General features: G+C 63.3%; 16 protein-coding genes and 4 tRNA genes. 10 read left to right on the top strand and 10 right to left on the bottom strand.

Annotation, left to right across the window (positions count from 1 at the left end; genetic code table 11):
* Positions 1-17: 17 nt before the first annotated feature.
* On the bottom strand, positions 18-917 hold the full coding sequence (locus tag ACVXZ4_RS08195) for an alpha/beta hydrolase fold domain-containing protein (protein ID WP_461797734.1): 900 nt from the start codon (positions 915-917) through the stop codon (positions 18-20).
* Positions 918-1,041: 124 nt separating this feature from the next.
* Between ACVXZ4_RS08195 and ACVXZ4_RS08200 the strand changes: the two genes are divergently transcribed.
* A complete protein-coding gene (locus ACVXZ4_RS08200; RefSeq protein WP_461797941.1) occupies positions 1,042-1,755 on the top strand; it encodes a YqjF family protein in 714 nt (237 codons plus the stop codon).
* On the opposite strand, the gene ACVXZ4_RS08205 is transcribed toward ACVXZ4_RS08200, so the two are convergent.
* Positions 1,715-1,787: transfer RNA gene (locus tag ACVXZ4_RS08205), tRNA-Val, on the bottom strand. The genes ACVXZ4_RS08200 and ACVXZ4_RS08205 overlap by 41 nt on opposite strands.
* Before the next feature lie 120 nt (positions 1,788-1,907).
* On the opposite strand from ACVXZ4_RS08205, the gene ACVXZ4_RS08210 reads away from it, so the two are divergent.
* The 3 genes from ACVXZ4_RS08210 to ACVXZ4_RS08220 all read left to right on the top strand — a co-directional run bounded on the left by ACVXZ4_RS08210 (position 1,908) and on the right by ACVXZ4_RS08220 (position 2,201).
* Positions 1,908-1,979 (top strand) — tRNA-Gly (locus ACVXZ4_RS08210).
* Positions 1,980-2,025: 46 nt separating this feature from the next.
* A tRNA-Cys gene (locus ACVXZ4_RS08215) sits at positions 2,026-2,096 on the top strand.
* Positions 2,097-2,129: 33 nt separating this feature from the next.
* Positions 2,130-2,201 (top strand) — tRNA-Val (locus tag ACVXZ4_RS08220).
* Positions 2,202-2,282: 81 nt separating this feature from the next.
* Here ACVXZ4_RS08220 and ACVXZ4_RS08225 read toward each other — a convergent pair.
* Complete coding sequence (locus ACVXZ4_RS08225; RefSeq protein WP_461797735.1) at positions 2,283-2,672, bottom strand: helix-turn-helix domain-containing protein; 390 nt, start codon at positions 2,670-2,672, stop codon at positions 2,283-2,285.
* A gap of 104 nt (positions 2,673-2,776) precedes the next feature.
* Between ACVXZ4_RS08225 and ACVXZ4_RS08230 the strand changes: the two genes are divergently transcribed.
* The 6 genes from ACVXZ4_RS08230 to ACVXZ4_RS08255 all read left to right on the top strand — a co-directional run bounded on the left by ACVXZ4_RS08230 (position 2,777) and on the right by ACVXZ4_RS08255 (position 11,644).
* Complete coding sequence (locus ACVXZ4_RS08230) at positions 2,777-3,223, top strand: hypothetical protein (protein ID WP_461797736.1); 447 nt, start codon at positions 2,777-2,779, stop codon at positions 3,221-3,223.
* A gap of 142 nt (positions 3,224-3,365) precedes the next feature.
* Entirely contained in the window at positions 3,366-5,327 is a 1,962-nt protein-coding gene (locus ACVXZ4_RS08235; RefSeq protein WP_461797942.1) for a type I restriction-modification system subunit M, read from the top strand.
* On the top strand, positions 5,324-6,586 hold the full coding sequence (locus ACVXZ4_RS08240; protein WP_461797737.1) for a restriction endonuclease subunit S: 1,263 nt from the start codon (positions 5,324-5,326) through the stop codon (positions 6,584-6,586). Before ACVXZ4_RS08235 ends, ACVXZ4_RS08240 begins: the two co-directional genes overlap by 4 nt.
* The gene (locus ACVXZ4_RS08245) at positions 6,586-9,675 is read left to right on the top strand and encodes a type I restriction endonuclease subunit R (RefSeq protein ID WP_461797738.1); all 3,090 of its coding nucleotides are present in this window, start codon (positions 6,586-6,588) and stop codon (positions 9,673-9,675) included. Before ACVXZ4_RS08240 ends, ACVXZ4_RS08245 begins: the two co-directional genes overlap by 1 nt.
* A 24-nt stretch (positions 9,676-9,699) precedes the next feature.
* The gene (locus tag ACVXZ4_RS08250) at positions 9,700-10,194 is read left to right on the top strand and encodes a hypothetical protein (RefSeq protein ID WP_461797739.1); all 495 of its coding nucleotides are present in this window, start codon (positions 9,700-9,702) and stop codon (positions 10,192-10,194) included.
* A gap of 598 nt (positions 10,195-10,792) precedes the next feature.
* Positions 10,793-11,644, top strand: coding sequence for a DUF5677 domain-containing protein (locus tag ACVXZ4_RS08255; protein WP_461797740.1), 852 nt, complete (start codon positions 10,793-10,795; stop codon positions 11,642-11,644).
* A 493-nt stretch (positions 11,645-12,137) separates the two neighbouring features.
* Here the strand turns inward: ACVXZ4_RS08255 and ACVXZ4_RS08260 are convergent, their stop codons facing one another.
* The 7 genes from ACVXZ4_RS08260 to istA form a co-directional block, all read right to left on the bottom strand.
* Positions 12,138-13,382: an IS256 family transposase gene (locus ACVXZ4_RS08260; protein ID WP_461794674.1), complete on the bottom strand. Its 1,245-nt coding sequence runs from the start codon at positions 13,380-13,382 to the stop codon at positions 12,138-12,140.
* A 231-nt stretch (positions 13,383-13,613) separates the two neighbouring features.
* Positions 13,614-14,600, bottom strand: coding sequence for a tyrosine-type recombinase/integrase (locus tag ACVXZ4_RS08265; protein WP_461797741.1), 987 nt, complete (start codon positions 14,598-14,600; stop codon positions 13,614-13,616).
* Between the two features lie 78 nt (positions 14,601-14,678).
* The gene (locus tag ACVXZ4_RS08270; RefSeq protein WP_461797742.1) at positions 14,679-14,855 is read right to left on the bottom strand and encodes a hypothetical protein; all 177 of its coding nucleotides are present in this window, start codon (positions 14,853-14,855) and stop codon (positions 14,679-14,681) included.
* Positions 14,852-15,208 (bottom strand): L,D-transpeptidase, encoded by a 357-nt coding sequence (locus ACVXZ4_RS08275; RefSeq protein WP_461797743.1) that lies wholly within the window; start codon positions 15,206-15,208, stop codon positions 14,852-14,854. Before ACVXZ4_RS08275 ends, ACVXZ4_RS08270 begins: the two co-directional genes overlap by 4 nt.
* A 613-nt stretch (positions 15,209-15,821) precedes the next feature.
* A complete protein-coding gene (locus tag ACVXZ4_RS08280) occupies positions 15,822-17,342 on the bottom strand; it encodes a hypothetical protein (RefSeq protein WP_461797744.1) in 1,521 nt (506 codons plus the stop codon).
* A 360-nt stretch (positions 17,343-17,702) separates the two neighbouring features.
* Positions 17,703-18,542 carry an IS21-like element helper ATPase IstB gene (istB, locus tag ACVXZ4_RS08285; RefSeq protein WP_461795240.1) on the bottom strand — a complete coding sequence of 280 codons (840 nt, stop codon included), beginning with the start codon at positions 18,540-18,542 and terminating at the stop codon, positions 17,703-17,705.
* On the bottom strand, positions 18,539-19,846 hold the full coding sequence (istA, locus tag ACVXZ4_RS08290; protein ID WP_461795241.1) for an IS21 family transposase: 1,308 nt from the start codon (positions 19,844-19,846) through the stop codon (positions 18,539-18,541). Before istA ends, istB begins: the two co-directional genes overlap by 4 nt.
* Positions 19,847-19,957 lie beyond the last annotated feature (111 nt).

A 19,957-nucleotide genomic window follows, 5' to 3' on the forward strand; every position in this document is an offset into this window, starting at 1 on the left:
ATCGGGCCGATCGGCGGTCAGCGGATTAGCGCGCGGGCGACGACCGCGCGCGCCGCCGTGCCCTCGGGGATGGGGAGGATCGGGAAGACATGGATCATCCCCGGCACCTCGTGGTAGTCGATCTCCACCCCGGCGGCCAGGGCGAGTGACAGGAACCTGGTGGCATCCGCGTTCAGGATGTCTTTCGTGCCGCTGAACATGGTGATCGGGCCGAGACCGGCGAGGTCGCCGTAGATCGGGCTCACCAGCGGATCCGTCTCAGCCAGAGTGCCGCGATAGACCCCTCCGGCGAAGTGTGACCCGGGCACGGCGAGCCACGGGTCGTGGGGAGCGATCACCGCGAGCTGCGGATCTGTGCCGGTGATGTCGAGCCACGGTGAGATGAGCACGGTGGTGTGGAGTGCCGGGATGCCCCGGTCCCGCAGCTGCATCGCCACGGCGAGTGCCATGCCACCTCCGGCGGAATCGCCGAGGACGCTGGTGTTCTCGCTTCCCACCTCCTCGATGAGGCCGGCGGCGAGATCCGTGGCCTTCGGCACGATCGTGTCGGCGGTCTCCGCCGGGGCGAGCGGGTAGATCGGCACGAGGAAACGGGTGTCCGTCTCGACGGCGAGCCTGGCCACGAAGAGCCAGTGCTGCAGCGCGATCTCGAACACGTAGCATCCGCCGTGCAGGTAGAGGGCCCGGCGAGGAGGGGTGGTGCCCTTCGGGCTGATCTCGTAGACCGTCCATCCCGCGATGGTGAGCACCCGCACATCGACCGTCTTCGACAGTCGTGCCGGTGGGGTCGATCGGGGTGGCCGTGCGGCCGCCTGGCGGGCGAGCTTGCGCTCCATCGCCCCTGCCGAGGAGAAGACGCGCTTCGACCCGCGCAGGGTCATCACGGCGGGCATGAGGCGGCTGGCGAGACTCGACATTGGGCAAGCATAAGCTGGCCCCGTGGAGCCGATCTCGCAGACCGCACCGATTCTTCCGGGGCGCCCGGTGCTGCAACAGTTCTGGGCCGATCTCACCTTCCTGCACTGGAGGGTGGATGCCTCGGTGGTCGCTCCGCTCCTGCCTCCCGGGATTGTGCCCGACGTCTTCGGTGGCAGCTCCTGGGTCGGCCTCATCCCGTTCCGGATGGTCGGATCCGCGTTCTTCGGCGGACCGGCGGTTCCCTACTTCGGCACCTTCACCGAGGTGAATGTGCGGCTCTACGGGGTGGACGAGTTCGGGCGGCGAGGCGTGGTCTTCGCATCCCTGGAGGCATCTCGGCTCGCGGCCGTCGTCGCTGCCCGCGCCGTCTTCGGACTCCCGTACTTCTGGGCGTCGGCGGACTTCGGGCGTGAGGGCACGGACTACCGTTACGAAAGCCGGCGCATCGGCGGGGGACCTCAGACGAGCATAGTGAGCCGGGTCTCCTCGCAGCCGGTGGTCGACGACCCCCTCGCCGATTTCCTCACCGCGCGCTGGCGGCTGTTCGTCGGCCGCGGGGGAAAGACCGCGGTGCAGGCCAACCGGCACGGCGCGTGGCCGTTGTTCGAGGCAGAGCTCCTCGAGCTCGACGACGGGCTCCTCGCCGCGGCGGGGCTGCCCGGGCTCGTCGACCGCCGGCCCGACTCGGTGCTGTTCTCGCCGGGGGTGCTCACGCAATTCAGCGGAGCGCGGCCGCTGGTGGAGCCGTTGCTCAGGAGGCCGCTCTCGGGCGGTGTTACTGGGCCAGGAAATGTTGTGGGCGATACCGGACTCGAACCGATGACCTCTTCGGTGTGAACGAAGCGCGCTACCAACTGCGCCAATCGCCCTGACTCGCCAATCCTGCCATATCCGGCGACTGTTCATGACGCCACGCCGGATCGTCACGCGGTTTGGCGAGACCCCGGGCATCGGCTAGAGTCATGGACGCACGCAGAAATGCGAGCAGTGCGGATGTGGCGCAGTGGTAGCGCATCACCTTGCCAAGGTGAGGGTCGCGAGTTCGAATCTCGTCATCCGCTCGAGTGAAGTAGTTTTCACTGTATTTGACACGCGAGTGTCAGGCACGGTGGCGTGGCCGAGAGGCGAGGCAGCGGCCTGCAAAGCCGTCCACACGGGTTCAAATCCCGTCGCCACCTCGAAATGCACGAAGTACAATTTCACCAGAGTTTGAGCGATTGGCGCAGCGGTAGCGCGCTTCCCTGACACGGAAGAGGTCGCTGGTTCGATCCCAGTATCGCTCACAAGAAAAGCCCCGGATTACCGGGGCTTTTTCTTTGTCTAAGGGCTCTACGCAATAACTACGCAATATCGAATTGTGGTCGTCAGGCTTCGGGCGCACGCCACACAAGTGGGCGACCCATCGAATTCAGGCTTTCTTCGCTCACGCGAATCAGCCTTGGGCCGAAGCGCCGGGCTTCCACCAAGCCGGCGGAAACCCACCTACGAATCGTCTTGGTGCTGCACTGCAGGCGCTCAGAGGCATCTGCAATCGTCAACCAGGTGCATTCTGCATCTGGCTTGAGCTGGGTGGGTCTTCTGGGCGATGGTGATGTCATACAGGTTCTATGCCGACCGTTTCTTGCCGGCTGGGGTGACGCTGAGGCGCGCTCGATACGACGCCCATCCGATTGCTGCGATGGTCGGGCCATTGCCCTAAGCGCCTGAGCTCGCATTTGCGGCGTCTGGGAGCTCCTAGGGCCGCGAGGCCCCATCTCAACAAAGTCGTCTGAGCCCAGTCGGGCCCTGTACGGGTGCTTCAGCGCCTCGTCGGGTGGCCCTGCGAGCGTCGCGCCCTAGTTCCGCGCACAAGATTCGAATGCACACCACACAGATAGCGGCAATCGGCGAAGCCCTAGACGGCATGGACGGCATTTACAGGTCGGTCCATGAGCTGGTTGAAGCCATCGTGGGCTCGCCCGCTCAATACGGGTCGCCCTCGGCCAGCGCCGAATACTTCTTCGATCGCACTGTGGAACTGTGCGATCGTTTCCAACTTCAGGAGATGCTCTCCCACGTCGATGCCGTCGAGGCGCTAGACGAGGCAAAACGAGGCGAGCTCGATCGCAGCAGAGCGGTTCCGTCTGATCGCGCCTTCTGGAGGGAGGAGCCGCGGCTGATCTTGATGCAGCACCGCCGGGAGGGCAAGTTCGTGCGCGTGCTTGGCAATGTGGTGACGGTCAGGACCCACCACGGCCCGGTCAAATGGCTCCAGGGGTTGCGCGACATTGGTGCGTTGGGCTGGATGGTGCTGCCAGATCGGTGATTGGGCTGAGTCGTTCAATGCCGGCGCTGGAGGTTCGCCACGACCTTGAATTGGCTTGCCAACGCTCAGTGATGAGCCAAGTTCAGTCGTCCACTCCCAATAGAGTCGAGAATGCGCCGCGATCGGCGGCGCCGTGAGCACGATGGGCACCAACGGAATGTCGCAGCAAGCAGCAACGCAACAGAATAACGCCAACTTCATCTGGTCGATCGCCGACCTCCTCCGCGGCCCGTACAAGCCCCACCAGTACGGCGCGATCGTGCTCCCATTCACGATCCTGCGCCGCCTCGACGCCGTGCTTGAGCCCACCAAGCAGGCCGTCCTCGACGAGGCTACAAAGCGCGGCGACTCGCCAGCGGCCGCAGTCTTCCTCGCGAAGGCATCCGGACAGAGTTTCTACAACACGTCCGCGTTCTCCCTCCAGTCGCTGATGGGCGATCCGGCGTCGATCAAGGCGAATCTCATCGACTACCTGCACGGGTTCTCCGACAACGTGCGTGACATTTTCGAACGGTTCGAGTTCGAGAAACAGATCGAAAAACTCGACGCCGAAAACCTGCTTTACCTGGTGACACAGAAGTTCACCGCGATCGAGCTGCATCCGAGCAAGGTGACGAACATCGAGATGGGATTGATGTTCGAGGAGCTCATTCGCAAGTTCGCCGAGACCTCGAACGAAACCGCGGGTGAGCACTTCACCCCGCGCGAGGTGATCCGCCTGATGGTGAGCCTTCTGTTCATCGCCGACGACGCAGCCCTCAGCGAGAAGGGCGTCGTGCGGTCCATCTACGACCCGACAGCCGGCACCGGCGGAATGCTCTCGGTCGCGGACGAATACCTGCTGGAACACAATCCGGATGCCCGCCTTGTGATGTATGGGCAGGAGATCAATGGCGAGTCCTACGCGATCTGCAAAGCCGACCTGGTGATCAAGGGTCAGGACATCAATCACATCGTCCTCGGAGACACCCTCACCGAGGACGGCCTCACCGGCGAAACCTTCGACTACTGCCTCTCCAACCCACCCTTCGGGGTCGATTGGAACAAACAGAAGCCAGCGGTACTCAAGGAGCACGAGCAGCAAGGGTTCAACGGACGCTTCGGCCCCGGCCTGCCCCGCGTATCCGACGGATCGCTGCTCTTCCTGCTGCATTTGGTGAAGAAGCTCCGTCCGAAGGCCAAGGGCGGCGGACGTGCCGGAATCGTCCTCAACGGTTCGCCCCTGTTCACCGGCGGCGCCGGCTCTGGGGAGTCAGAGATCCGCCGGTACCTGCTGGAGAACGACCTACTGGAGGCGATCGTCGCCCTGCCGACCGACATGTTCTACAACACCGGGATCGCCACCTACCTTTGGATCATCGACAACGACAAGCGCCCCGAACGCCGCGGCACCGTGCAACTGATCGACGGCATCGGCTTCTCCCACAAGATGCGCAAGTCGCTCGGGTCAAAGCGCAAGGAACTCGGCACGGACGACATCGCCACGATCGTAAAGCTCTACGGGGATGCCGAAGAATCAGACGTCTCCAAGACTTTCAAGACACAAGACTTCGGATACCGCACGATCACCGTCGAGCGTCCGCTGCGCCTCAACTGGGCGCTCACGCCCGACCGCCTCGCCGCCGCCCTTATAGCCAAGCCCCTCGCGGGTGTTGCGGAGCGCCTGGCATCAGTCGGCCTTCAGGAGATCCCGGCCACGACGAACGCGAGCGCCTTCACCAAGACGGTGAAGAACGCCCTTGGCATGGTCGGAGTGGACCTCACTGCACCCCAGTTGAAGGCCCTCATCGCTGGTCTCTCCGAACGAGACGATGTGGCACCCGTCGTCACCGACGCGAAGGGCAAGCCCGTTCCCGACACGGATGCTCGCGACACCGAGAACGTCCCCCTCAGTGAGGACATCCACACATACTTCGCCCGCGAAGTACTCCCTCACGTTCCGGATGCCTGGATCGACGAATCGAAGACAAAGGTTGGCTACGAGATCCCGTTCACACGCCACTTCTACAAATACGTGCCACCGCGCCCGCTAGAAGAGATCGACGCCGACCTCAACAAGCTAGTCCGAGAGATCACCAAGCTTCTCAATGAGGTCGAAGCGTGAAATTCTCGACAGTTGCGTTGCGCCGCGTTGCCAAGATAGTCAACGGAGGCACACCAACTCCGGACGAGCGCAACTGGAATGGCGGCGTCCCGTGGGCAACCCCGGTAGATCTCGGCGCCCGAAATGGTCAGACAATATCGGAGACGTCAAGAACTCTGACTACCGAGGGAGTGCAAACAGGATCCGCAATAGCGCCTTTGAACGCCGTTTTGCTTTCAACGCGGGCGCCTATTGGCTATGTTGCGCGTGTGAAAGTTTCGATGGCTTTCAATCAAGGGTGCAAGGCCATAGTTCCCGGGGCCAACCTAAATTCGTCGTTCCTGCTTTACTCAATTGTCCACGCAACCGATAAGTTGCAGTCGCTCGGGCAAGGAAGCACTTTTCAAGAACTCTCCGGTAGTTCGCTTGCTGCGATTGAATTTCCCCTTCCAGGACTATCTGAGCAGCGTCAGATCGCCCACTATCTGGACACCCATACGGCGAAGATCGACACGCTGATCGGCAAGCAGGAGCAGCTGATCGAGACGCTGGCGGAGCGGCGGCAGGCCGTCATCAGCCACGCCGTCACCAAGGGGCTTGACCCATTGGCAGAGTTGAAGTCTTCCGGAATGAAGTGGATGGGGCATACCCCGTCGCATTGGCGAAAGCTCAAGCTTCGATGGTCGTTCGATTTTTTGAACGGCGACCGAGGCATCAACTACCCGAGCAGCGATGAAATGACCGACGAAGGCGTGCCATTTATTAACGCGGGGCACCTTCGAAAGGGTGACCTGGATTGGGCCGCAATGAACTACATCACACCGGAGAAATATGCCCAGATGGGCGGTGCGAAGCTACGTTCCGGCGACATCCTTTACTGTCTGCGGGGGTCGCTTGGGAAGAACGCTCTCGTGCAACGACTTGATGCAGGGGCATTGGCCTCATCTCTGGTTGCGATTCGCAGCAAGAGGTTGGAGTGCATGCACACGCGCTACCTCTATTTGCTGCTCAATTCGGTCGCTGAGACCCAGCAGCGCGAGGTCATCAGCGCGGGGTCCGCGCAACCTAATTTGTCTGCAGAAAGCGTGGCGGCGTTCTCTTTTTTCGTCCCACCTCTCGAAGAGCAGCAATCGATCACCGCTTTTGTCGATCGCGAGATCAACCAAATGGACGGCCTTTCGGCGAAGGCAGGCCAGATGATCGACGTGCTGAAGGAGCGGCGGCAAGCGCTGATCAGTGCTGCGGTCACGGGGAAGATCGACGTGAGGGGTATGGCCTGATGGGCAAGCAGAACGAGTACTGGTTCGAAGACGAACTGGCCGAGAACCTGTCCCAGAACGGTTGGGAGTACTCGAAGGACGACACCGGCTACGACCGGGAGCTTGCCCTGTTCCCCGCGGACGTGTTCGGCTGGTTGGAGGACACCCAGGGTGGGGCGCTCGCCCAACGGGTGAAGGCATCCGACCCGGAAGCCGTGCAGGCCAAGGCCCGCCAGCAGCTGCTGACTCGGCTGACGCAGGTGCTCGATAAGCCGTTCGAGCAGGGTGGAGGCATGCTGAGCGTTCTTCGCCGTGGCTTCAAGGATGTCTCCACGCAATTCGACCTGTGCCAGTTCAAGCCGGCACAGAACCTGAACTCGGCCACCCTGGAGCGGTACGGCAAGGTGCGGCTGCGGGTGATGCGACAGGTGCACTACTCCACCTCGAACCAGAAGAGCCTAGACCTTGTCTTCTTCGTCAATGGTCTGCCGGTGGCGACGATGGAGGTCAAAACGGACTTCACCCAGTCGGTTGAGGATGCGGTCCTCCAGTACCAGAAGGACCGCATACCCAAAGATCTGGTCACCAAGAGGAGCGAGCCGCTTCTGGGATTCGGCAACCGCGCGTTGGTGCACTTCGCTGTGTCGAACTCTGAGGTGTGGATGACGACCCGCCTCGACGGGGCCAAGACCGTTTTCCTTCCGTTCAACATGGGCAACGACGGGGGCAAGGGCAACCCGCCGAACCCGAACGGTTCCCCGACCGCGTACCTGTGGGAGCGGGTATTGCAGCGGGATGCCTGGTTGGAGATTATCGGGAAGTTCCTGCACGCCAGCTCGTGGAAGGACACCGATCCGGTCACCGGTGAGGTGACGGTGCGGGAGTCGCTGCTTTTCCCGCGGTTCCACCAGTGGGAGTCGGTCACCAAGCTGATCGAGTCGGCCCGCGCGGAGGGCCCCGGGCATCGGTATCTGATCCAGCACAGCGCCGGGTCGGGCAAAACCAACTCGATCGCCTGGACTGCCCACCAACTCAGCTCCCTGCACGACAACGCTGGCAAGAAGGTGTTCGACTCGGTGATCGTCGTCACCGACCGCACGGTACTGGATGACCAGTTGCAGGATGCGATCTACCAGATCGACCACAAATCCGGTGTCGTGGTTCCGATCACCAAGGGCAACGGCGAGTCGAAGTCGTCCGCGTTGACGAAAGCCCTTACCGATCGCGCCCAGATCATCATCGTCACCATTCAGACGTTCCCGTTCGCGTTGAAGGCGATCCGCACCTCCGGTGCGTTGGTGGGTCGGAGTTTTGCGATCATCGCCGATGAGGCCCACTCCTCGCAGACCGGCAACACCTCGGCGAAGCTCAAACATGTCCTCTCACCGGACGAGCTGGCCTCTCTGGAGGACGGCGGCGAGATCGACATCGAAGCCCTGTTGGCGGCGGAGATGGAGGAGAAAGCAACCGCGGCGAACATATCCTTCTTCGCCTACACAGCCACTCCGAAAGCGAAGACTCTGGAGCTATTCGGTCGGCCCGGCACCGACGGGCTGCCGCAGCCGTTCCATGTGTACACGATGCAGCAGGCGATCGAGGAACACTTCATCCTCGATGTGCTGCAGAACTACACCCCGTACACGTTGGCGTTCAAGCTTGCCCACAACGGCCGCGAGTACGACAGCACCGACCCGCTCGTCGACAAAACGCAAGCGTCCAAGGACCTGATGCGGTGGGTGCGACTGCACCCGCACAACATCTCGCAGAAGGTTGCGGTGATCATCGAGCACTTCCGAGACAACATCGCCTGGCGCCTCAACGGGCAAGCCAAAGCAATGGTCGTCACCGGCAGCCGAATCGAAGCCGTGCGGTACAAACGCGCCTTCGACAAGTACGTCGCCGACCGCGGCTACGTGGAGCTGCATGCCCTCGTCGCATTCTCCGGTGAAGTGACGGATGCGGAAGCGGGCGAAGAATCAGCCACCGAAACCACCTTGAACCCCGGGCTGAAAGGCCGCAGCCTCCCGCAGGCGTTCGCCAGTGACGACTACCAGGTGATGCTGGTGGCCAACAAATTTCAGACCGGCTTCGACCAGCCGCTACTCGTCGCCATGTACGTGGATAAGAAACTCTCCGGCGTTACGGCGGTACAGACCTTGTCTCGCCTCAACCGGATTGCCACGGGCAAGGACCAGACCTTCGTTCTGGACTTCGTCAACGACCCGGGGGAGATCTTGGCGGCGTTTAAGCAGTACTACCGTGCGGCGGCATTGGCGGAGGTCTCCGACCCGAACATCATCCACGACCTTCAGAACAAGCTCGACCAGGCGCTCATTTACGAAGAGTCTGAGGTCGAAGGCACCGCCACGGCGTGGCTGCGCGAGGAGGGCAACAGTGCTCTCACCAAGTGGTTGACCCCGGCGAAGCAACGATTCGCGGGGCGATATCAGGATGCCCTGAAGGCGGGGGACGTAGCGCGGGTGGAAGAGCTCGAACTGTTTCGAAGCGACGTCAACGGCTTCATTCGCGTTTACGATTTCCTCTCCCAGATCGTGAACTACCACGACACCGGATTAGAGAAACGCTCGATCTTCCTCCGCCTGCTCGCACCCCTCATCAGTGACGAGAACCGCGACCGACCAGTCGACCTGGCCGGGGTGAAACTCACCCACTACAGCCTCCGCCCCGAAGAAGCGGGCGACCTTGGCCTCTCTGGCGACGGCGACCCACTGAAGCCGTTCACCGCAGCCGGCTCCGGCACCGCGCAAGACCCGGAGTTTGTTCGGCTGCGGGAGCTCATCGAAAGGATGAACACCCTGTTCGAGGGCGACGGTCTCACCGACAACGACATGGTCGGCTTCACCGGGTACGTCGGGGGCAAGTTCGACGAAAGCACCACGCTGCGTGAGCAGGCGGCCGCGAACACGTTGGAGCAATTCCTTGCGAGCCCGGACCTGGGTGAAACATTCCAGGATGCCGTGATCGCCTCCGACGAGAACTTCCGATCCATGAGCGAGCAGGTGCTCGGAAGCAAGAAAATCCAGAAGGCGATCCTGGAGCTGCTGGCGCGGGAGTTCTACGGGAAGCACGGACGGGCCGGGGCCGCCTAATGGCGCCAGGGCGGGGAGAAATCTATGAGTGATTGGGCGAACATCATCGCCGCCTGCGCCTCCGTGCTTACGGCTGCCTTTGCGATCCTGATATCTCTTGGCCTCGGAAGGCGAGAAAAGCGGCAGGCGATCGCAAGCGTGCATGTCGACCTTACAACTGGCGAGACGGCCGCGGCCCGGGATGCAATCGGCTCAGTGCTCTATGCAAGGAATGGCCTTCGCTCCGTGGGCAAAGAAAGGGCTATTAGCTCCCTTTTCAAGCTCTATTGGGCGGTTCAACGAACTGAGAACACCTACCGGGTGATGAATTTTCGGCCAGACGCAACGGGGCGGTTCGAGAATAACGAAGAGGCCTTCCTGTCCTGGAACTTCCGTGAAATCGTTCAGAACATTGTTGAGTTCAGGCGCAGATACCGTCGCCGACTACAGATACAAGATGACGACGCTTGGAAGTCTTTCTCCAGCAACCTTCGACTTCATCATCCTCGACTGTTCGAAGAGTTCCTTGGGCAACGATGACGAAGTCAAAGGGCACGTTTCACTGAGGTCGAGTCCCGAAGTGATCTTTCCGGCCCCTAATGGCTTCATAATTCGCTGTCCCCGAGACCCAATCCGTTGTCGTCGTTGAAGGTGGGGCACTGCATTCAAGAGGCTGGGACTACTGCGAAAACGATGTCGTGAGTCGATCGTGTACACCTTACTTGTCTGCGTTTGTCCGCGAGACCTGAGCAATGCGCTGTGACTATCTAGCGGAGGCCGATTCTCATCATCCGTTGGGATTAATCATCTGGCCAGACAATCCACAGTTGCGGGCGGTGTCTGAAGCGGCTGGTACTGTCGCGTCATCCGGTGATCGTTGCCGTCGATCACAGGGAGTCCGCATGAAGGTCTTTAGATACCGGAAGCCGTCGCTGAACACTCTCCTCGGGATCACCCCGGCGAAAAGGCGGTTTAAACGCGAGCTCGGGATCTCGCAAGTGGAAGCGTGGACGAAACCCGCTCGGGTCAAACAGCGGATCAAACAGAAGGCCGGGCTGTATTCACCCGTCGTCCGGGTTGTTCGCCAGACCGCGCGAGGGAACCTTCCGTCATTCCTGGGGTTGTTTGGCAAGAAGCGATGAGCGATGCATCCGGCTTGCTCCCGCGGGGCACAAACTTCAAAGCTCCCGCTGCTGCGCCAGATCCAGTTCACCACGAAAACTTGCCGGATCCGGCTTCGATCCGAGCGTTCATGAAAAAGCACATTGCGCTCTGGGATCGCGACGCCGAGAGGCCATTCGAGATGAGGAGCGAGTACGTGCGAGGAACCGGTCCGATTATCTGGAGTCTTGCGAATCACACTGCGGAATTGGCGCGGACCATCGTTGAGCTCTCGGCCGCGGATCGGATGATCATCGCGATCCCTCTGATTCGTCTTTGTGTCGAAAACGCCATGACTGCTGCGTGGATGCTGGTCACACCCGATGCCGTCGAGGCGACTCTCCACGAAGGAATGCGGCAGAGGCGCGCCGCGATCAAAGAGGTCCTGGAGCAGGGACTCGCAGGATTCAACGATGAATCCCTACAGGCTGCAGAGCGAGACGTTGAGCAATTTGCGGGCAACAAATCGGTGGAAGGAAAGTCCATCGAGCAACGATTCAAGGCGCTGAAAGGAGGAGCCGGCGTCTACGTCACCTACCGCATCCTTAGCTCCCTCTCACACGCCGGAATGACCTTGGGGGACCACTACTTGACGGAAATCCCTGTTTCGCCCGAGGCGCCGGCCGGCGTTGCTTTCGATCGCGAGCGAAAACTCGACAATCATGAGGCATGGCTAGGGACCGCGGCCGCCATGCTTATTGTTGCCATGACGGCGAGCGACCGGACCGACTTCAAAGGCCGGCACAAGAACCAGCTGATCAAGGCGGCCAAAGTGATACAGATTGACACCGACTTTGAGTTGATTGGGCCTGCGCCCGAAGGCGAATAGCACTCACACCGCCACTTCGAAGCCTCCGCTGGAGAACCCCTTCGCCACGCCCCCGCCACCGTCGAGATCTCTATTTGCGCCCGCCCACGCCGGCACTGGAGCTGACTGCTGTCCGGTACCGCCCGCGGATAGCCCCATCGTGCCGTCTCCGGCTCCGCCGGTGAAGCACGACGACAGCCGATCCGTGGGCACACCGCAGGCCCGATTGCGCTGCGTTCCCAACGCGCTCCGCGCGCGTCCCCGCTCCGCCACCACTCCGCGATCGCACCGTCCTCATGGCCTGGCCATCGCGGGCATGACGCCGGCTGGACGGTGCGAGGTGAAGGCGGTAGTGGGTGCAGAACAGGTGACGGCCGACGGAGGCAATCCGCCGGGGAGGGCCCAGATCGGTGTGCAGGAGAAGAAGACATCGGGGAGGTGTGGGTGCGGTGTCGGGGTCACGTCCCGCTGAGTGGTGGAGTTTCTCAACACCGTGCGGGTCAGTTGTTCTAGTTTAGGCGGCGGTCAGTTCGGGGAGTATTACCGCCTCGTCGAGGACCTCGAGGGGGTTGTTCATGGTGGCCAGCTCGAGCATGGAGGCTTCGGAGAAGTAGCGGCGTTCGCCGGCCTCCCACTCGTCGTGCTGCTCGATCAGAACCGACCCGGCCAGGCGCAGGAGGGCGGCAGCGTTGGGGAACACGCCGACGACGTCAGTGCGGCGTTTGATCTCCTTGTTCACCCGTTCGAGCGGGTTCGTGGACCAGATCTGGCGCCAGTGCCGCCTGGGGAACGCGGCGAAGGCGAGCAGGTCGGGTTGCGCGTCGACGAGCATCGCGGCGACCTTCGGGTGCGAGCGGCCGAGCATCGTGGTCACCTCGAGGAACTGCTTCTCGATGTGCTCGCGATCGGGCTGGGCGAAGATGGTGCGGATGATCGAGGCGACCATGTCCTGGGATCCCTTCGGGATCACGGCGAGGACGTTGCGCATGAAATGCACCCGGCATCTTTGCCAGCCGGCGCCCTGGAACACGGTCCCGATGGCCTTCTTCAGGCCGGTGTGAGCGTCAGACATGACCAGCTTGACCCCGTCGAGGCCGCGGGTCTTCAGCGACCGCAGAAAGCTAGTCCAGAAGCCCTCGTTCTCGCTGTCACCGACGTCGAAACCGAGCACTTCCCGGCGGCCGTCAGCGGCCACTCCAACCGCCACGACGATGGCTTGGGACACGATCCGGTGCCCGACCCGGGCCTTGCAGTAGGTGGCGTCGAGGAACACGTAGGGGAAGTCCTGCGCGGCGAGGGTGCGGTCACGGAACTCGGCGACCTCGGCGTCCAGGCCTGCGCAGATCCGGGACACTTCCGACTTGGAGATCCCGGTGTCCGCGCCAAGCGCTTTGACCAGGTCGTCGACTTTCCGGGTCGAGACGCCATGGACGTAGGCCTCCATCACGACCGCGAACAACGCCTGATCCACCCGGCGGCGCCGCTCAAGGAGCGCCGGGAAAAACGAGCCGGCGCGCAGCTTGGGGATCTTCAGATCAAGGTCGCCGGCCGTCGTTGACAAGGTCCTCGGTCGGGTGCCGTTGCGGTGGGTGGTGCGTTCGTGGGAGCGCTCGAACGGGGCGGCACCGATGAACGCGGCCGCTTCCGCATCGATCAGTTCTTGATAGAGAGTTTCGGTCGCGACGCGGATTCGATCGGTGACATCGGTGAGTTTGAGTTCTCCCAGCAGGTCGAGCAGGGCAGACTGATCTAGAGCCATCGTGTGGTGTCCTTTGTGAGTTGCTTTAGTCGGTACTCACTGACCATCCCACGGTGGCTCTTCACGTCGACGAAGCAACGCTCAAGAGCGGGAAACCACACCACTCAAGGGGACGTAACCGGTGTCGGTCGTCGCCGCCGCCGAATTGGACGCGTCATGGAGACTCCGGCGAAGACGGCGGATTGCGCGATGGAGACGATTCGGCGCGGGGTAGGGTTCCGCCGGCTGGGGTCACAATCCCAGGGAGCCTGATGACGTGTCGCTGAGAACAGTGGCGGGACGGATGTAGCCGGCAAGAACGGCCAGATTCTTGTGACGGCTGGTCCGGGCGATCTGCTCGGTGGGGAGCCCGGCAAGAGCTGCGGTGGTGATGTGTCCCGCCCGGCCACTGTGCGCGCTGAGGTCTGGTAGTTCGAGCCCGGCGGCGGCGGCTCGGGCTTGGAGGATGTTGTTCAGAGAGCTTGGCGCAATACCGGCACCGCCCAGGATCCGTCCGGAACGAGAGATTGCGCAGAATAGAGGCGTCTCCGACGACATCGGGCCGCGGGTGCTCACCCAGCGAGCCAAAGCACCGACGGGATCTGTTGCCTGGTGCGCGCCGCGCAGTACCCCGACGGCCTCTGAGGCACCGAATTTATCGGTCTTCGATGTACGGATTGTCACGACCATGCCATCGGATCCGATTTTCACATCCGACCGGCGGAGGTGTGTGAGTTCCGATCGGCGGAGCGCGGCTGCGTAGAGCAGGCAGAGCATCGCGGCATCGCGCTTGCCGGCGTTGGTTGCACGGTCGATGGTGTCGAGGATACGTGCGAGCTCGGGCGTTGTCAGCGCGTGTGCCTTTCGCACGGACCGGCCTGCGAGTTGGCGCCGGATACCGATCACGGTTCTCCGCAAAGCTGCCGAGGCGTACGGGTCGGGAACGCTGTTTTCCAGCGCGGCCTGCTTCACCGCAGCCAGAGCGATCGTGATCGTGCTGAGGCCGCGGCCCTCTTCCACTCGGGAGGTCAGGTAGGCAGCCAGGACAACCGGCTCCATCGGATCGGCGAATCCCTCGCGGGCGCACCAGGCGGAGAGGTGGCGGAGCGCGCCGGCGTAGGCGCGACGGGTGGCCGGCGCGAGGGCGGCGTCGAGAGCCTCTCGGATGCGGCGCTCATGCTCGTGCCCGACGAACAGGTCGGGTGTGCGGTGGGCAGCAAATGGTGACAGTTCGCTCATGGAGATGTTGTGCGCGGATCAGCTTGCGAGACGTGCGCTAAACGTCGTTATCGCACGTGTCGAGTCACTGTGCGGGGTTCAGTGGCTCTGTTGTGCCATCTGTCCCTGCACCATCGCAGGTGACGGCGGGAAGTGATCGAGGGTGGGCGTGAAGCTGTACGCCCCAGCGAATGTAGCTCCGATATAGATAGCGGCGCCGATGGTCCAGGCGATCGTCCGGTGTTTCGACGGCCGGCTGCCGATGCTGCGCATCATGCCGTCACCGTCACGAGAGCGCCGACCGGAACCCGGGCGATGAAGGCTGCCGCAGTGGAGTCAGAGACACGAAAACATCCGTGGGAGACCGGCCCGACTGACCGCGGATAGCGGTGCACGGCTACCAAGCCGCCAACGCCGAAGGGGGCGTCGGCCGCTGTCGAGTGTAGAGAGGTCAACGAGATGATGCCTACCTCCGGCTGATACTGCGGGTCCGAGTAGCGAGCTTCAACGAAACCCGTGCCGATGGGGCTCGCAGTCAGGGCCGCTCCGACGGCGACTGGGAAGCTCGCCGTCACAGCACCGCTTGCGACATCGACCAGGTCAAGGGTGAGGTGGCTCAGGGAGATCACGACACGCGTCGTCAACGGTTGGCCGGCGATCAGACTATCGGTACGAATCCAAGCGGCGGTTTGGGCTGGGGCGGTCGGGTCCTGAGATGGGAGACTCCGGCGGGACGGTGTGAGGACGCGTGACCATGCGCCGTCGGTCTTGCTAGCAATGACGACGGTCGGCTGGTCGGCGATAGAAGAGATCTTCGGGAGCAGGGCGATCGGGGTTTGCTGATCGGCGCCGTAAAGGGCAGAGTCTGCGGTCAGGGTGAAGGACGTTGGTGCGAAGTCCGCCGGGCCGGCCGTCGACGGGAGCAGGCCCGGGATCACGGAGTCCCACGAGGCGATAGGTAGAACTGCGAGCTCGGCTGGGGTTGGAGCCGAGTACGGAGGTCGTGTCGCGCGCGGTTGGGATGGCGCGGCGTGACTTGCGGCCACGGCCGGGTGCACCTGTGCTGCCGAGGGCACTGCCCCGCCGGCCGGCGAGCCGCTTAAGAAGGTGGCGATCAAAAGCACTGCGACTGAGACGGGGTTGGAGCTCATGAGGGGATCCTTGGACTGGTGGCGTGATGTTTAGAAAGGAATTCCGGCCGCGCTAGCTCGGAGACGGAGCGCGCGGCCGGAAGTTGGGGTGCTAGCCGGATACGGTGGGAAGCTTCGGCGCAGCAGCCGGCGGTGTAACCGGCGGTGTCGCTGGTGCCGGTGCGGACTGTGATCCTGTGGATACCGTGAAAACCACCGATGCCGGTGTGGACTGGACGACTCCTGCTGGCGTCTGAGTCTCCGCTGCCGTGTAGGCGAAGCTCTTCGTTTCGCCAGGAACCGTGCCGGTGAACTGGAACGCACGCTCGCCTGTAGCAGTTGCTACCTCTGTGACGCCGCCGGGGAGGGCTGCAACGCTGATCGTCGCGGCCTTGTTCGAGAAGAACCGTGCGTGAGTCATGATCTGGGATTCAGTGACGACGGCCGTTGTGCCGAGAGGCACCGCTACTGCGAGGTCGGTCGCGGAAGGCGCGCCTCCGTAGTTGGACCAGTAGTAGCTCACATCGACGCGGACCTGCGCGCCGCTCTTGGTCTGTGCCCAGACCTTTACTCCGCCGCTGCCGGACTCGCCCTGGAGCGGCGTCTTCGCGAAGGCGAACACCACGTGGCCGTTCCCATCCGGAGTGGCAGTGACGTCCGCTGAGGTTAGAGTGCCGGCGCCCGCAGCTCCGGATTCATCCCAACTGAGATGGTTGCCTTCGCTCCCCGCCGCGTCCGACAGTTGGAACTTGCCGCTCGCAACATCGGCGCCCGCGATCCAGAATTTTCCGGTGAGGTCCAGGCCCGGGCATGCGCTGGCGACGTCCACGGTCATCGTGGGCGTGAAGTAGGACTGGTATCCAGACACGCGCGCGACTTCGGGGACGTAGGAGTGGCCGTCGCTGTAACCGCCGTCGCTCGCTGTGGTGCCGTCTGCCATAGCGCCCATGGCCGGCGGGCTTGGCGTGAAGTCGGTGCCCCTTCCAGCGGACCAACCTGCGCCGGCCGGTTCCTGGAACGCGCTGAGCGGAACGGATAGACACTGGGCATTAGAGGCCCACTGCTGGTCAGTTCCGTCAAGAATCGTTCCCCACTGGTACCTGTAGTCGATGGTTGCGATCGGGCTTGACCATGCCCAGTCGGCAGCGGTTCCCGTCGGACGGGTGCCACCGGAAGGGCGCCAGTCCAGCTCCGAGAATCCGAGCTGCGTGACGGGAGACTGAACGACCGCACCATCGGAGACACGAGTTGCCGTGATGTACACCTGAGTTGTGAGAACCGTGGCCGCGGGTGTGTAGTTCCACGCGGTTTCGCCAGCAGCAACTGTGGCATAGCTCACCGTCGGAGCCAGCTGGGGCGGGGTGCCGCCAACGAAGGTCACGTGTCGGTCCGTGAACTGGGCGTCGGACGATGGGTCCCCATGGATGCTTGTCCAGAGGTATGCCTCGGTGAACACCGATTGGTGCGCGGCAGTCGCCGTGACGCTGGTGTCGGTCGAAGTGAGACCTGCGGCGACCGACGTCGCCGCGCTGGCAACGGCAGGCAGGCCAGCGCCCAGACCCACGCTCAGGCACGAGGCGATCGCTACGCCAGCGATGAGCCGACGAGTTTGTGGACGAGAGGGGAATTTCACTGGGGGTCTCCGAGCTGTTGGAAGGTGTCGACAGCTCTGTCGCTGTCATACCTCTCATGTGTGCGGCGGGGAGCGTATTCGCCCTAAATTCATTCGACCACCCGTTGCGCAGCCGGATAGCAACCGCTGTGGGAGGAGAAAAGGCCGGCCGGCCAGCTGGCGAGTCGACTCCGTGAAGAGAGGGTCACGGGGACTGCTGCAGCTGACCGGCCGGCCGGTCGAACGGGGTTACCGTTCATCCCCGACGCGAGCCACCACGCCGCGCCAGGGAGGTCTCTGTGGACTTACCGGTTTCTGTGACGGCGCTCAGCGAATTTCCCCAGTCTTGATCGTTGAAACTCCCCAGGTCGCGGGGTTAGGTTAGCGCAGGTTTGTGCCGGTGGTGATGCGGCGTAGTTCGTCGGATGCTGCGGTGTGGTTGCGGAGCCGGTAGGAGGCTCCGTCGAGGGTGATGACGACGGAGCGGTGGAGGATTCGGTCGAGCATCGCGGCGGCGACGGTGGTGTCGCCGAGGATCTCGCCCCAGGCTCCGACGGGCCGGTTCGTGGTGATCACGATCGACGTTTTCAGGTAGCGCTGGTTGATGACCTGGAACAGGGCTGACGCTGCCTCGGCTGGCAGCGGAAGGTAGCCCAGTTCGTCGATGACGAGGAGGGTGGGACCGGCGAAGAAGCGCATCATCGTGCCCCACTTGCCCTCGATCGCAGCCCTATGGCAGCGGGCGGCGAGGTCGGCGGCGGAGGTGAAGTAGGTGCGGTAGCCGGCCTGCACTGCTGCGTGTCCGAGGCCGGTGGCGAGGTGTGTTTTCCCGACGCCAGGCGGGCCGATGAGGAGCACGTTCGTCGCGGTGTCCAGAAACCGGCAGGTGCCGAGCTCGGCGAGCAGGGACCGGTCGATGCCGGAGGCGGCGTCGAGGTCGAAGTCGTCGAGGGTGGCGCCGGTGGGGAGGTTGGCGAACCGGAACCGGCCAGCCAGGCGGCGGGCGTCGGTGGCGGTGACCTCGACGGCGAGCAGGTGCTCGAGCGTCTGGGTCAGCGACCAGCCCTCGGCCTGCGCCTGGTCGAGGACGCGCGGCAACGCCTCGGCTGCGTCGGCAAGCTTCAGTTCGGCCAGGTGGCCCTTCAGCTGCTGATAGATACTCGCCGACGTCGCGGTGGTCATCGTGGTCGAGGCGGTCTGGGGTCTCGTCGGTGTTGTCATTGGAGTGTGTTCCTGTTCTTCGCGGCCTGCTCGTAGGCGGCCAGGTTGATCACGGTTGTGGTGGGGGCTGGGGTGCCGGCAAGTTCAGCGGCGGCGGCGCGGGCGCCGGTCCCCGGTGGGATGCGTTCCTTCTTCCGGTGCGGGCGCCCGGGAGGCGCCGACGCCAAGGCGATCGCTTCGAGTGCGGTGACGTGTCCGCTGTCGCGGATCGTCACCCCGAGCCCCGGCTCAGCAACTTGGTGGCGGGCGAGGACCACACCAGAGACTGTGGCGATATCGATGGTGTTCGCGCCGAGCCGTTGATAGACGACAACCTTCGTCGCGGCCAGCTCGGGCGGGACCGAGTACCGGTTGCCACGCCAGTCGATCAGCGCCTGCCGGGTCGCAGTGCGCTCTTCCGTCACGACGACGGGGAACAACGTCGGGGGCAGCGGGGCGAGGCGTTCCGCGGCGAACATGACCGCCGCGGTCGTGGACCCATCCCGGCCCTCGCGGCGCCGCCCGTCCTGGCGGGAGGCGAAAGTGGTGAGGCTGTGCTGCGCCTGCTCGGGTGTGAGCTCATCGGCCAAGTTTCGCCACCACCGCTGCGCCGCGGTGTGGTTGTTCTTCTCCACCACCCCTTTCCGGTTCCCGGAGCGGGGCCGGCATGCGACCACGCTGACGGCATGATGTTTGGAGAACGCGGCAAACATCGGCGTTAGATCACTCGTCCCGGCCTTCAGGACCGTGCTCATCCGGTCGAACCGCCAGGTCTTCGTCACACCGCCCAGCAGGCCCAGCAGCACCGTCATCGCGGCCAGCAGGTGCGGCTGGTCCATCGATGGTGAGATCACCGCCCGCCAAACACCGGAGTGCGCCAGCGACCCCACGAGGACGTAGGCGCGTTTCGTGGGAAACACCCACCCAGTCGGCGCGTCGGGCAACTCGACCCAGTCGAACTGGGTCTCTTCCCCGGGCGGGTGCTCGATGATCGCGTTCGGTCGTTTCGTCACATGCGCGCAGGCCGTGCATGTAGGCCGCAACCCGCGATCCCGAACCTGGCGAGTCAGCGTCGGGTAGGAGCCGGTAAAGCCCAGCGGTCGTAACTCGTCGAGCAGTGTCACCGCCCAAAGGTGCGGATCTTCGGTAAGCCTCGCCGCAACATAGGCGATGAACTTGTCGAACAAGTCCGGAGTGGCACGTTTGCGTTGCCCCGGAGCGGTCTGTCGGGCCAGATAAGCCCGGATGGTTTTGCGGTCGTGGTCGGTGCGGCGGGCAATCTCACTGATCGTCATCCCTTGTCGTTTGAGCGCGTGGATGTCCACGTCGTCCTCCTCTGAAAGCATAGGAGCAGGGCCTTTCTCGAGCTGGTGTGTGGTCGAAGACCATCAGCATCGAGGGAGGCCCGCTTCTATGTGCGGAAGCGACCCGGGGTG

Source organism: Lacisediminihabitans sp. FW035, assembly GCF_054880895.1.